The organism is Bilophila sp. T19-St14, from assembly GCF_059728385.1.
On the sequence record NZ_BAAGFT010000001.1, the window covers coordinates 737,548 to 751,135 of the forward strand.

The following is a 13,588-nucleotide window of genomic DNA, read 5'->3' on the forward strand; positions in this document are numbered from 1 at the left end:
CTATTGTTATTTAAATGAGATAAGGGCAGCAGATCTGAAATCATCAATAAAATAACTGTTGGATAACAAAAATACGAAAAGAGGGCAACCAAGCATGCCGGATTTCCTATTTTACTTTGTATACCACGCAACTACTTCACACGTGGTACTGCCATGCTCCATCTTGTGCCTTCTTCTCAAAATGTGTCTTTTTTCTTATAGTGGCGATCAACCCGTTTTTATAATCAACTCATTGGGGACAACATATGCCAGATACGCCTTCAAAGCAGAAATCATTGATTTTTCTTTCACTGCTTTGCTTCTCTCTTGCAGATGTGCGCGACGGGTTAGGCCCCTTTTTGGGCGTTTACCTGCAAAGCCTAGGCTGGATGCCGGATGAAATAGGATTTGTCATGACAGCGGGCGGCCTGGCTGGGCTTGTATGCACAACCCCATTGGGAGCACTTGCTGATCACACTAGATATAAGCGCGGGCTTATCGCGACCAGTGTATTATTGATAGTAGTGGCGTGTGGTATGATTTTTTCATGGAATGGGGCCGCTGCCGTAACATTTTCCAAAATCCTGTCGTGTACGGCCGCAGCAGCCATAATGCCCGCCCTGACTGGTATTACTCTGGGCATGGTAGGACAACGGGGGCTCCCTGCACGCTTAGGAACGAATGAAGCATGGAGCCATGCTGGAAACGCGGTTACCGCCATCTTGGGAGGCGTTATTGGATATACCTCCGGCATTCCCGGCGTCTTTTTTGTGATGGCACTCATGGGAGGCATGGCCATTTTCTGTTTATTGGGCATTGCCCCTAGGCACATAGACTATGCCGTCGCGCGTGGCCTCAATCCCGACAGTATTGGACATGCCGCGTTAAAATCAAAAAAGTTGTATCCACTGTTCACCGACAAATCACTTTTGGTCGTGGGGATGACGCTTTTTTTCTTCCACCTTGGGAATGCGGCCTTACTGCCGTTATTAGGGCAGTCGGCTGTCGCCCGTTTCGAGGTAAATGCGGCAGCTTACACGGCTGGCACAGTAGTGTTAGCACAAACAACCATGATTCTGACCGCTCTGTGGGGTGCTCATATCGCACAAAGAAAGGGGTATGGGCCGCTTTTTTACATGGCCCTGTTAGCCCTCCCCCTACGAGGATGTATTGCGGGCCTATGGAATAGCCCTTGGAGCATCATACCAGTGCAATTGCTTGATGGTGTAGGTGCGGGACTGCTCGGCGTGGCGACACCCGGCATTGTCGCCCGTCTTCTGCAAGGCGGCGGGCATATCAATATGGGGCTTGGCTTTGTACTGACTATTCAGGGCGTAGGGGCCTCCTTCAGCAACGCTTACGGCGGCCTTTTCGCCCACCATGCCAGCTATAGCGCCGCTTTTTTCGCTTTGGCGGCGGCGCCGTGTGCAGGGCTGGCACTGCTCACGATAACGGCACTGTTTTTACCTGCCCTGCGCCATGCACTTAAAGGAGAACCAGTTTCTAGCGTTCAATAAAATACGCCTCTAATACAAAGTGAATACAGTAATAGCCGTATATACTGCTCATGGATTAATCTAGCTAAAGATGTTGTACATAAGTTTTCTCCTCAAAATATCAAAGAAAAATATTACTATAAATAGAATATTCTGTATGAATCAAATTATTGTACTATTGCTGTCTTGAAGACGTTCATTTATAAGGTGAGTCAACCTATTTTGATATGTAAAAAAATACCAACATTGTTGATTATCTTACTCATAGGACAAAGCATAACATATTAAACTATTATCTTTTTACATTTGCTGTGAGCTGACTAAAAAATCAGAAGCAAAAATTTATTACATTGCCTTGGTGCGAGTACTGCAACTGTCCAGACCATTCAGAGAACGTCTGACTTGCGTTGACCAATCAGTGATTGCAGATGGTTGGGAACAAGAATGCGGAAATAAAGTATAGCACGATGGGTCGTCAGGTAGAAACGGTACCGGGAGTGAGAAGATACCCCGACAAATGGCATGATGAGCTCTAAATGTATCCCTGAACTGTATCCACAGGAATAAAGCTCACGGCAAAAACAAAAAACCCACTGTTTCCAGTGGGTTCAAAATTTCTGGCGGAGAGGGGGAGATTCAGGCTTAACTCCCTTAACTCATTAAACTTTATACCCGTCTGGTTGCGTTTGTTGTACAGACCGTATCCATAAAATGGAGGATTGGCAAGCCTTACGCATCTTCGGTTTTATCTATGACAGATGGTAGGAGGCCTGACGTAAAAAGATACATATGGGAAGTTATGAAGGGATCAGCTTGAAACTCACCTGATAGCGGTAAAAGCTCACATTGGGCGTTACCGATAAGGCTCTTCTGAGGCGCAGGTCATCTTCCTGAGTAATGATGATACCCTTGACCGTTTGACCTTCCTCAGCCAATTCCTGAGCGGCATAGCCCATATATCGGAGAATCTGTCCCACAACCTTATCCGCGGCCTGACCTTTTTTGAGTTCTACTACCAGCAGTTCTCGCCTATCCTTGCTGATGGCGAGAATGTCCATGTTCCCGGTATCGGTAGCAAACTGTTGTCCAATGATTTCGCCGTCATCCTCGAAAATATCATAACCTCCGCCCCAGTTCCGTTTGAACCCAGTTGGCCACAAGAAAATCTTCAAGATGCTTTTCGAGCACAAAGGCGACAGGGTTTTCGATGTCCGGGTCTTGAACCTGAATGGGATTAGGTTGATGCACAGCCAGCAATGCTTTGATTTCTTCCGCATAATCGGAAATGTTACAAACAGCGCCAATAGACCCTGCTGAATTCCTCAACGCGGAACTCATTTCACTCCGGTCGATGGCTATATCCAACCATCGTACTGGACGACGATGTGGAAGTACCTGCCCCGATTCGTAGTGGTATGGGCCGCTGATTTCTCCCACACGGTAACAGCCTGTTCCGTCAGGGCAAAGCACAATATCTCCATCGGACATACCTTTACAGACAGTCCAGAGCATGCCGCAGGCAAGTCCGGCGGCAACTTTGGTCTTTTCGGGATGCGTTTCTTGATAGACAGGAATGAACATCGCGTTGAACTGACGCCAGCTGTCAGGAAGCTCGCGAGACAGGTCGCGTTCTATGCCATAATCCGCACCAATGAAACGCTCTGCAAGACATTGCTCTGCATGGCGGCTACCCTTGCCGAGCATAAGGCGATAGTATTTCGTGTTTGCCATTGATTTACTCCAGAACAAAGGGTCGCACATCTTGCATCATATTCTGTAATCGCATTGAGGGAGGAAGCTCTATCCAGTGTATGATCAGGGTATAAAGTCTTGCCGAATCCATTTAGGCGTTTTCCGTTAATACGCAGGAATACGTCAAATGCGGCGAATGCCGTCCTTTTATTGCCATCCACAAAAGGATGATTGATCAACAAGCTTTCCATCAGGGCACAAGCCTCTTCCACAATATCAGCGTAATAACCGCATTGAGGCCGATAGACGGAAGACTCCAGCGCACCCATATCCCTGATGCCGGAAGCCCCTCCGTAGCGTTCGAGCAATATGGCATGCAAACCAAGGACATCGGCAGTTGTAAGATAATCCCGGCTCATTTGGACAGAGCCTCATAGAGCGCGTCATGTTCCGTCATACTTGAAAAAAGAGCGGCCATCACATGCGTGCGTGGCTTGGCATTCCTTTTGTTTTCAATGTATTCCCTCAGGGCTTCATCAAGGATGGATTGAATCTGACGCCCCTCCTCGTGAGCCATTTGACGTAATTCGGCAAGAACGTCCGGGGAGAGCTGCGTTGCAAATTTGACTTTTTGTCCTGTTGTTGCAATTGATTGCGTCATTTTTCCTTCTCCTTTTCTTGAAACTAGGCAGTTCATCTTGATTTGTCAAGAAACGTCATGAATCTTTCCAATTCCATGTTTAATACCCAAAAATCGGACACAAAAAATTTCTTACACTTTACAGAATGAGGAACACCCGAACACATCGGGTGCTCCTCGTTTTTCGTTTAATCCGATTCCTCACGGATGGCTTCAAGTATGGCAATGGCAACAGCGATCCACGCAGACCAGTTCATATGTTCCTCCTTTCTATCTGGTTATGAAGCGGGACAAACGGCACTGGCGGGCAGTTCCGTAGTCCCACTCGATATGTTTTCCAAGACACAGCGGCACCCTCGTCAAAAGCCCAAGGCGGCACAGTCGGCAGGTATCCGTCATGCGTTCCTCCTCAAGGCATCTTCGAGCAGTCCGAACAGTGCCGGGGCAAGCTGTGGAAGCGTCTCAATGACGCGGCTGGCATGAGGCAGCAAGGCTGCGATGCCCGGACACATGATGCCGAGGCCGCAGCATTCAAAACCTTTTTTCTGGGCCTGTTTGAACGCCTCCTGTGCGGCGGGGATGGAGTCGGGTTCTCCGTCCGTGATGATCAGGATGATTTTTCTGCTCTCGCGGAGGAAATACATCTGCTGCATGACCCACCAGAGGGATTCCGCCATCGGAGTCATCCCATAGGCGACTTCGGGGAATCTGGCGGTGAGCTTTTCACCGTGCCGAAGAACAGGCACCACCGTTGCCCCGCGTTTCGCCCTGTTTGCGCCGGGAAACGCCGTAATGCTCAGATTTACGCCGGGGATACCCTGAAGGGCTTTTCCCACGGCATAACACACGGCGTTCGCCAACATGAGGCCGGAGTCCGTCATGGAACCGCTGCTGTCCAAGAGGATATGAACCGCCGTATTCGGCGATTCCCTGAAACCGTTCTTCACGAAGACTCTGGAATTCCCGACAGCCAATCTGTGGCACAGAGAAGAGAAAAAACGGCCTCGTGCTCCCGGCATGACGGGCAGCCATTTCTGCGCCTGCATGAATCCCTGAAGCCTGAAACCGAGTCCGGCAGTCTGGCGTTCGATCCGGTTGAGTTGTCCGGGAGGAAGCTCCGCAAGCCGCTTCTGCCCTATGACGGCAACCCTCAGTTGCTTCTGCCTGTCCTTGGGGCTGTCTAACTCGATCCGTTCCGCCAGAGACTCGCCGACCCCTTTGGGCAGCTCATCAGAAGAGGAAGCGTTCAGCATACTCGCCAGAGCATCCAGGGAAACCTTGGCTGTATCCAGAGAATTCTTTGTAATGGATTCATCTTTTTTTCTCCTTTGTTGGACATCCGTTTGTTCGGAATACCATTGCAGGATGGCCTGCTCCAGTTCCAGCGCATACCGGATGCAGTCTCCGGTATCCTTGCAGGAATCCCTCATTCCTATCGAGAATCCCGTCCAATGCCTTTCGGAGTCCGGGATATTGGCGTTCCATCGTCTTCGCCACGGATTCTCTGCGGGGGATAATTGCGTCCACCGACCACGAACGTACCGTTAGCAATATGGTGTTCAAAATGGAAAAGGCCGGGTTCGTATCCCCGGCCTTTTGTACTCCAAAGAGCTTTTGAATCAGGTGTCTGAAGTTTTCCCGGCATCCCGGATACCGTGCCGAAAGGCGCTCTTCGACACGCCAATCCTCAAGGATGTTGAACAGATTATGCTGAAAAGGCGTTAATTGGGCCTTTCTCAGAATTTCAAAGTCCGTTTCCCGGATATGAGCGGATTCGTGATCGCAATATCCTTTTATCATTGTTATCAATTCCGGTTCAGAATCCAACGGAAGCGCGGGCAGGTGAATCGTTTTGCCGTCCGTATAGGCTTCACTTCCGCCGATTTCCACCGTTACGCCGTACTGGTTACCCAAAACGCTCGCCAGCAGCGGCAAGCAATCCATGATATCCTTTAGCTTCAACATGATGTTACCACAATCCTACGTTGGGGAGATTGGCATGGGGGACGGACATGACCTCCGGCAAGTCCTCACGCACAGGAATATCCCGCATGGCAGGAGCCGTTACCGCATCGAGCACGCTGGCGGGCCCATAGCCTTCGATAAGCCGCCCGGCATGGGCAATGAGCGCATCGGGATCACGGAGCAGACACACAAGTCCCTGCAACATGACCAAATCCGCCCCGGTGATGCTGCCCTTCTTGGGAACCCGATTGAAGGCCGTCTGGATGATGTCCACCACGGGGCTCACATGGGGATTGATGAAGGTCAGGCCGGACAGTTTCCGCTGGAGCGTCCGCAGGGGGGACAACGCCTTGTGGGTCACTTCCGTTTTGCCCGCGTAGACGCGGTTCCATGTTTCATCCGCGGAACGGGCAATCTCCCCGAAAAGCGTTTTGGCGAGATTCTCCACCTCCTCGTTGAGGCCGGACTCAGCAACGGCTTCCGGGACGGCATGATCCATGAGCGGCGCAACCCGGTACAACTGCCAGGAAAATCCCATACGGGAACGGACATACTCGGAACCCACCGTGGATTCCCTGATGATGCCGGCCCACTTCGTGTGTTTGTTGATCCAATTTTCAATGGACTTGTCGTAATCGGCGAGGAACGCATCTTTTTCCTTCAGGAATTCATCCCGGATGCCTATGAGTTCCCTAATGATCTCTCCGGCCTTGTCTTCCGGGATGGCCCAGCCGGACATGAACCGGATGCCGTGGCGGTCAAGGAAATTGAAGGCACGGGCTTTCAGGGTGGAGAACACCTTGAGGCTATTGGGATCAGCGATGCGCTTGGAACCCAGAGAGGCGAGGTCTTCCGGGGGAAGTTCCGCGCCGCCGAAGTCTTCCAGCACCATCTTCTTGCGGGCGGACCAGAGGCTGACGTTAAGATTCAGGGCGAGAAGATTGTCGAGAACCTTGATGTCGGAAAGAATGGGGGTATCCATGACAACTCCGTTATTGGGTTAAAGGGGTTAAGAGTTCGATGTGATCGTCTTCAGAGAGTTTTTGGAGGGAGCGTTGCAGCAATTCCCGGACAGGGTTTCCATCCACGCAATCATCCGCAGGAATGGCCAGGCTTCGGCCTGATTGCCCGGAACATCCCCGGAGAATCTCCAGCGCATGGGAAAAGGCTTCCCCACGCCGGAAGCGTGAAGAAGCCTCGTTTTTCAAAATCACCTGCGGAAGCTGAGGAAGCGTGTCGAGATAGTCTGGGGCCGTCTCCATATGCCTGGGAATTGAGGCCAGCCATTGCTCCAGCATGGCTGCCGGAGCCATTTTTACTCCCCCAGATGGCAATCCATCGGGAACATCCGCTGGAGGAGTTCATGCAGCATGGCGCGGGTAGGCCGGGACGCCCGGAAACCCAAAGCCCGATCCAGCGCGTAGGACAACGGCTGGATGCCCTGATGCGCCAACGGCTGAAAGCGCAGGGTCAAGTCCGCCCAGCGGAGCAAGGTTCTCGTGGAGAGCGTCACCTCGATGGTGTCCGTGTAGGAATCGGAAGCGCCTATGAACTGCTTCCTGATTTCATTGGCGAAATCCACCATCTTGACGGCGAGGTGTTCCGGCAGGGCCGGATGGAGCTTCACCAGCAAATCCTTTTCCACTGCGGCATCCGGGTAATTGACCTCGCACAGCATGAAGCGATCAAGCCAAGCAAGGTTCATCCTCCCGGTTCCCTGATAAAGCCCGGTGTCGTCCCCGCCTCCGTTGGTGTTGCCCGTGCAGGCGATGCGGAACATTTCATGCGGAGGAATGACTTCCCCACCGTTCTCCGGCAGGCACAACGGCGCACCTTCAAGAACGCCGTTGAGCCCTACGGCAACCTCTGGAGAGAGCAAATCCACTTCGTTTATCAGGAAAAGTCCCCCGTAACGCATCGCCAAGGACAACGGCCCGTACTCGTAACGCATGCTTCCCTCGTGCAGGGAAATATGACCACACAGGTCAGCGAACTCCATCCGTCCGTGTCCCGTCACCTCAAACACGGGATAGTTCAAACGTGCGGCAAGCTGTTTGATGAGGCTCGTCTTTCCCGAACCCGTAGGGCCGTAGAGATACAGCGGATCAAGTTTGTTCATGAACCAAACGGCGGCATCCCGTGCCGATTCATGAAAGCTGTAATGTGGGTCGATAGCGGGGGTATACAGGCAGGGATTCTGGAATCCCCAAATCTTGTTTCCTGTCGGTACGCCGCTGAAGACAAGCCCAGCATCCATTTCGACGGGCGTGAGGGCTTCCAGTTCCTGAATGTTCTGCAATTCCATGATATTCTCCTTTTGGGGTTCAAAAACAGAAAATCCCGGCCTCTCCGAAGAGAAACCGGGATGTGATAAATCTTTTTTCTTATCTTACATACGACTGTGTGCAGTACTGTATACGATGTTGCGCTCTCGTTTCCCAACAGCGATTACGGTAACATACACAATATCGTCTTCAACACGGTATACGAGACGATAGCCAGCCGCCTTCAGCTTGATTTTATAGCAATCAGACATACCTGAAAGAGCAGCGGAAGGAATTCTTGGCTGTTCCAAACGTTCTGCGAGTTTCTTTTTGAATTGCTCCTGTAGTGTCGCCCCAAGTTTTTTCCACTCCTTGAGAGCCAGCTCATGAAATCGAAGCTTATAGCTCATTCAGTGATACCTCAACAAATGGGCCGTCACTGCGCTCAAGGACAAGTTTTCTGTCTTCGGCATCTTCCAATCGGCTCAAAAGTTGTTCGTAATGCCGGGCGGGAATAAGGTAGGCTTCCGGCTTGTTATGATTCAACACGGCAACAGGGTTCCCCTGCGCAGAAGCGAGAATACCAGCAAAATTTCGCTTCAGTTCCGTTACGCTCACTGTCATGTCTGCGTGGATAGTCTCCATTTTTAACCTCTTTTTAACATCTATTTATATGCTAAATTAGGTGCTTTTTATTGAGCTGTCAAGCTGGAGTTCTGCCTTTCACATCCGAATCGCATACAACCTCTCAAAGGGTTCTCCCTGCTTTTCGCATCTCGCCATAAGCGTCTGGGCATTCTGTTCACCAAGCAGAGTGTCAAGCTCTTCAGCCAGACGTTTTCGATCCAATGTCACTCTCCCGTTCTGAGGAATCACCCGGAACGTATGGTTTCCCGTGTTGATCCATTCTCCCCTCACCGTATGGGAAAGCTGGTAGGCGGCCTTCAAACGGACTTCCAGTTCACCGATAGCCTCATCAAGCGATTTTTTCTGTGCTTTCAACTCCATAAGCTGTGCGACGGTATCCTCCCACTCAGGATGCGAGGAGCCTTTGAAATATGGGCAATCTTCCTTCCAGAAACATGACGGGCACAGGGGGGCAAACCCCTGTGCCGTTTGAACCGCGTTCAGATTCAGCCTATGTTCTTTCAGGTCATTCATCGTCTCCCAGAATTCTGAAGCCATATCCAGACATCGGGCAACATCCGTATTTTCAGGAAGAAACGGGCCAAAGGCCTTTGCATCATGCATGGACAGGCAGAGAACCCACCCTTGAACGTCGCAAGCTGAAGCATCATCAGAAAGGGATACGCCAAGGAGTTCTCTACAGATTTCAGGGAACGTCCTGTGGCAGAGCACTTCCCCCGTCTCCTGAATGATGTTGAAAACCGGATGGTTCCAGTAGGCTTTGAGCAATGCCGCCTGCCCGCCGATCTGCATGGCGTAGCTCTCGGAAAGCGTTGTCGGCAGCTTTGCTGTGGATTTGACTTCCAAAATCCGTACAGACGGATGTGGCTGGTCAGTCACCAGCGTGAAATCCAGATGGGCCTTGATCGGGATGTTCCCATGTCTGATCCCGATTTCCAGTTGAGAAAGGGGAGATAAACCATATCCCATAAGAGCCTGATGGACGCCCGTCTCAAACCAGTGCCCTCGTTGGAGGAGCAGTTGGCGTTTGAGAGCTTCGGCAGTATTTCCCCGTTCAGTTGTGCAGAGTTTGGCAGCCAGTGCCGCTGCCGATACGATTTGATATGAAATTCCATCCAGGTGAGGCAATTTTGAAAGTCCGCCTGACGTTCGATTGGAGGCGGGTGAAATATTTTTTGCTTGCCTGATCATCCTGAACCGTTTTGCCCCGCTGTGGGGCGTTTACGGCGCTATTCTGTCTCTGAAGGCGGTTGGGCTTGTCTGAAGCGAACTCTCCGTCCGTATCTTCCTCCGTGACGATGCCGAGCATGGCTGAAAGCGCATACCTGCGCAGGTCATGCTGATGCCTACCCCTTGGGGATCGGCTTTGGGCAGGGGGACCACGGCAAGGCTCGACTGCCATTGTCCAGACTCGGCATGGGTGAGTTTCGTGACCAACCCAAGATATCCCGGTTCGGCAGGAACCGGATACTGGCAAAGCCAGATATTGTTGGAAAGCAAGGCGTCACGGCACGAGTCCATGACGCTGTTCAATGTGGCGTATCTGCTCTTGGTAAACGGGTTGTTGGCATCCTTGGTTGCGGGTTGAAGCTGGCGTTGAACTTTGATGAGGGCCTTGGCGAGTTCAGTGGTATCCTGTGAGTTGTAGTCTTGCATGCTTCCTCCGGTAAAAAAATACTCCCTCCAGACTTACTTGAGAGAGTATTTAGAAGAGATTCTTCCCTTATTATTTGGAGTGTAATATATAGTTATGTATATATGAACGACAATAAAAATTTTTAATAATCAAATATTGTCATTACAGTATATTTTTTTACTACAATCTAATTCTTCGACAATTTTTTTTCTAAGGTGAACTGGTTCAAGCAATGTAGCTTCTTTGCCATAGCTCAACACCCATTTGATTACTTCCATGTCAGATTGTGCTGTTATGGTTAGAATAATCGATCCATCAGGAAAGGCTTCTATTTTTTGTCCAGAACTCCAATGTCGTTCACAAATATAATCTGAAGCAGGAAGAGTAAATTTGATACGGACTTGAAACGGAATCTTTTCTGGCACTATTCCAAACACATCCTCCTGTGTAAGAGAAAAAGCTTGAGTATCTTGTTCATGGAGTACCAATCGTGTTGGACAGATTTCAAGAATACGATGTAGGGCCAATGTCATTACACCAAGTATTTGTTTTCCCTTTTTAGTTATTTTCCATCCTTTTATATAAAGACCTTCACGATAAACTAAAATACAACCGGGTACAAAAGAATGTATCTTAGGAGTAGATGGGGAACGAGGCCAATATAAAACATCCAATACACGTCGTTCATCACAGGCAGAAATAATATTTTCTAGCACTTCTTCATGAGGAGTATAGTCTATACTACCTTTTAAGAAATATAAATCAGAGGTTTTAAATTGATTTTTTCTATGTTCCACCAACGACGCTACTTTATTAGTTGCTTGCTCCAATAAGGATTGATGTTCACGTGGTAAAATCCGACTAACAAATTCCTTGCATAACAGTAGCTGATTATATTCAGCTACTGTCATAGACAAAGGAGTAGGCAGGTTATTGATTTCAGCTTGATACCAATTTTGTCTCTCTGAAGTCCATTTTTTAATTTTGCATGTGCCTGTAGACTCTATCTCTTCAATCAACCTTAGTATTGTTTGCCGTGAACAGTTTAATTTTTCTGCAAGTTGCCTTAGAGAGTACGCCTTATGTCCAAATATTAAAACTCCAAATAAGTAGATAGCTTTCCGAGATGCGGTTGATGACTGGTCAATTTTATCAGGCATTGTATTTTATCCAATTGATGCCTATTTTGAATAAGACCAGTAAGCAAATTTTTTTCTTTTTTATTATAAACAATAAGAGTGTTGTTGCAAATAAAAAAAGAATAGTAAGATGGTGATGTGTCATTAAAAGGATTTTTGATAGTTTTTACCTTTTTTAAGTCATTTGAAATATACAATTCACCATTATTTAAACATACAATTATATTTTTGTTTTTAAAACATGAAATATCAAAATTATAACCATCAACAAAACCATCCTTTGATGAATAAATCTTTCCCTCTGTGATAATATTAAATGTATTATTCCAAAATAGCTTCTTAAATTCAGTTGAAAGTTCTTCTTCTACTTTTTCCCAGTTTTCACCATCCAACGAAATAGCAATAAAGTTATTTTCGAAATCAGCGTCATATTCAGCATAAGCTATATATTTTCCATTATGGATACATATTTTTGTATTATATCTATAAAAGTCATCATTATCTTTAAAGTTATACACAATGTAAAATCTTTTAAGATCTTCAGATTCAATTATTATTGAATTATCATAGTACGAACTTCCTTCACTATTGAATAGTATACCAGATTTTGTGTATGTATAGTCCATTGGGTGTGTACATATAAAATACCATTTGTTGTTATCATAAATAATATCAATAAGCTCTATATCTTCACTAGAGCATGACGACAACTTTAATTTTACAAAACTCTTTCCGTCATATGAATATTTTTGTTCACCTAAATCAAACCAAATATTATTAATGTTTACGGGAGAATTAATGTTCGTTATTGAATTTTTCAACGTAAAATTTTTAAGTTCTTTTGTTTTATAAAAATATACTTTACTATAGTCTTCACGAATAGCAAAAGTATATCCATCTTCACTAAATATAATATCACTTATTTCAGGATACAAATAATTAGGATCTTCCAATGGAATGTTTTGAATTTTCCACTTTGGTTCACCCAATTTCATTACATCAACAAATTGATCCTCTTTTTGAACACTGGGTATATCATAGGACTTATCACTATCAATGCACTCAATGTCAGTTTGCTCTATACATTCTTCTTTTATTTTTTCTTGAACAGAATCTTCTATAAGCAATTGATTGGTAAGTTTTAATCCAACCAGCATTTCAGCAGCAATATCAGATAATGGCAACTGACAGTCCAAATCGACATTTAGTTTTGATATGGTACGTGCAAGCAGGCGTTTTAACGCCGCTTCGGACGATATGGACAGCTCATCACTCAATGCTTCGATAACTTCTGATTTATCAGTATATTGAGTATAAATACCGTTGAGTGTAGTAAAAACTTGTGAAGAAACATTCTCTATCGCAAAATATCCAAAGTCATCCTTATCGCTCGGAATATGAGCGATAAGGAGCTCCCGATATGTATCAAACCCCTGTTTCTTGATCTCTTCAACAAGAGTGTCCATGAACATATTCATGGAAATCTGCTCCTTAGGGTTCAATCCAACTGTCCGAAGAGCCTTTCGCATGAATAGCATGTCGTTGTAATTCCATCCGTCACTCTTGTATCCGTAAAAATCATTGATGATTTTGAGCATTCGCAGATACGGCGTAGGGTAATTTACATCATAGCCGCGATCCTCAAGGGTGAGGAGCCAGCCTTGAAGGTTCTGCGATATTTCAAGCTGATCCACCCGCTTTTCCAAATCTTGAAAGCGTTGGAGCGTCCGTTCCGCCAGAAGCCCTACGAGCTTTCGCGTCTCTTCTTCTTTGATCGCAAGGGTGACCAAATTGTTCTTCAGGGCAAGAAGAGAATGGGCGGTCATCATCTGTTGTTCTTGCAACATATTGATATAGCGAAGTGATACCTTTTGCATTTGGATCAGATCAGCTGTATTGGCTCGCTCCATTGCTCCGGTTTGCCCAGAAAGCCGATTCCAGCATCGCTTGAAGAATCCCTGATTCTGGATTTGGCCAAGCCGCTCTTCAGTGCAAGATAAGAGGCGGGTACAATCAAGGGCAAGCTGTTCCGCTTCCGCACTCTTGCTTCGTGCCCACGCCATTTTACTTTCAAGCATACCGTCTATGGATTGGATTTCTTTCTCGGTCAGTGCAAGCATATTACTCTC

The 13,588-nt window shown here is 47.4% G+C and carries 17 protein-coding genes; 1 reads left to right on the top strand and 16 read right to left on the bottom strand.

Going from position 1 to position 13,588, the window contains the following annotated elements:
- Positions 1-245: 245 nt before the first annotated feature.
- On the top strand, positions 246-1,496 hold the full coding sequence (locus AC6I1V_RS03275; RefSeq protein ID WP_486853753.1) for an MFS transporter: 1,251 nt from the start codon (positions 246-248) through the stop codon (positions 1,494-1,496).
- Positions 1,497-2,272: 776 nt separating this feature from the next.
- On the opposite strand, the gene AC6I1V_RS03280 is transcribed toward AC6I1V_RS03275, so the two are convergent.
- The 16 genes from AC6I1V_RS03280 to AC6I1V_RS03355 form a co-directional block, all read right to left on the bottom strand.
- Entirely contained in the window at positions 2,273-2,647 is a 375-nt protein-coding gene (locus tag AC6I1V_RS03280; RefSeq protein ID WP_486853754.1) for an endonuclease NucS domain-containing protein, read from the bottom strand.
- Positions 2,592-3,206 (bottom strand): restriction endonuclease, encoded by a 615-nt coding sequence (locus tag AC6I1V_RS03285; RefSeq protein WP_486853755.1) that lies wholly within the window; start codon positions 3,204-3,206, stop codon positions 2,592-2,594. The genes AC6I1V_RS03280 and AC6I1V_RS03285 overlap by 56 nt, the downstream gene beginning before the upstream one ends.
- Positions 3,107-3,586, bottom strand: coding sequence for a type II toxin-antitoxin system death-on-curing family toxin (locus AC6I1V_RS03290; RefSeq protein ID WP_486853756.1), 480 nt, complete (start codon positions 3,584-3,586; stop codon positions 3,107-3,109). The genes AC6I1V_RS03285 and AC6I1V_RS03290 overlap by 100 nt, the downstream gene beginning before the upstream one ends.
- Positions 3,583-3,828, bottom strand: a complete 246-nt coding sequence (locus AC6I1V_RS03295) for a hypothetical protein (protein ID WP_486853757.1) — start codon at positions 3,826-3,828, stop codon at positions 3,583-3,585. The genes AC6I1V_RS03290 and AC6I1V_RS03295 overlap by 4 nt, the downstream gene beginning before the upstream one ends.
- Positions 3,829-4,077: 249 nt before the next feature.
- Entirely contained in the window at positions 4,078-4,206 is a 129-nt protein-coding gene (locus AC6I1V_RS03300) for a hypothetical protein (protein WP_308770701.1), read from the bottom strand.
- Complete coding sequence (locus tag AC6I1V_RS03305) at positions 4,203-5,237, bottom strand: vWA domain-containing protein (protein WP_497736839.1); 1,035 nt, start codon at positions 5,235-5,237, stop codon at positions 4,203-4,205. Before AC6I1V_RS03305 ends, AC6I1V_RS03300 begins: the two co-directional genes overlap by 4 nt.
- A complete protein-coding gene (locus AC6I1V_RS03310) occupies positions 5,119-5,772 on the bottom strand; it encodes a hypothetical protein (RefSeq protein WP_486853759.1) in 654 nt (217 codons plus the stop codon). The genes AC6I1V_RS03305 and AC6I1V_RS03310 overlap by 119 nt, the downstream gene beginning before the upstream one ends.
- Before the next feature lie 4 nt (positions 5,773-5,776).
- On the bottom strand, positions 5,777-6,754 hold the full coding sequence (locus tag AC6I1V_RS03315; protein ID WP_486853760.1) for a DUF3150 domain-containing protein: 978 nt from the start codon (positions 6,752-6,754) through the stop codon (positions 5,777-5,779).
- A 10-nt stretch (positions 6,755-6,764) separates the two neighbouring features.
- Positions 6,765-7,085 carry a hypothetical protein gene (locus AC6I1V_RS03320; RefSeq protein WP_486853761.1) on the bottom strand — a complete coding sequence of 107 codons (321 nt, stop codon included), beginning with the start codon at positions 7,083-7,085 and terminating at the stop codon, positions 6,765-6,767.
- A 2-nt stretch (positions 7,086-7,087) separates the two neighbouring features.
- Positions 7,088-8,077, bottom strand: coding sequence for an AAA family ATPase (locus AC6I1V_RS03325; protein WP_486853762.1), 990 nt, complete (start codon positions 8,075-8,077; stop codon positions 7,088-7,090).
- A gap of 84 nt (positions 8,078-8,161) precedes the next feature.
- A complete protein-coding gene (locus AC6I1V_RS03330) occupies positions 8,162-8,446 on the bottom strand; it encodes a type II toxin-antitoxin system RelE family toxin (RefSeq protein ID WP_479859294.1) in 285 nt (94 codons plus the stop codon).
- Positions 8,436-8,681, bottom strand: a complete 246-nt coding sequence (locus tag AC6I1V_RS03335; protein ID WP_227327165.1) for a type II toxin-antitoxin system Phd/YefM family antitoxin — start codon at positions 8,679-8,681, stop codon at positions 8,436-8,438. Before AC6I1V_RS03335 ends, AC6I1V_RS03330 begins: the two co-directional genes overlap by 11 nt.
- Before the next feature lie 78 nt (positions 8,682-8,759).
- Positions 8,760-9,563 carry a hypothetical protein gene (locus AC6I1V_RS03340; RefSeq protein ID WP_497736840.1) on the bottom strand — a complete coding sequence of 268 codons (804 nt, stop codon included), beginning with the start codon at positions 9,561-9,563 and terminating at the stop codon, positions 8,760-8,762.
- Positions 9,564-9,905: 342 nt separating this feature from the next.
- Positions 9,906-10,340 (bottom strand): ERF family protein, encoded by a 435-nt coding sequence (locus AC6I1V_RS03345; protein ID WP_486853764.1) that lies wholly within the window; start codon positions 10,338-10,340, stop codon positions 9,906-9,908.
- Between the two features lie 129 nt (positions 10,341-10,469).
- On the bottom strand, positions 10,470-11,480 hold the full coding sequence (locus AC6I1V_RS03350) for a helix-turn-helix transcriptional regulator (RefSeq protein ID WP_497736841.1): 1,011 nt from the start codon (positions 11,478-11,480) through the stop codon (positions 10,470-10,472).
- Entirely contained in the window at positions 11,414-13,579 is a 2,166-nt protein-coding gene (locus tag AC6I1V_RS03355; RefSeq protein ID WP_497736842.1) for a hypothetical protein, read from the bottom strand. The genes AC6I1V_RS03350 and AC6I1V_RS03355 overlap by 67 nt, the downstream gene beginning before the upstream one ends.
- Positions 13,580-13,588: the final 9 nt, after the last annotated feature.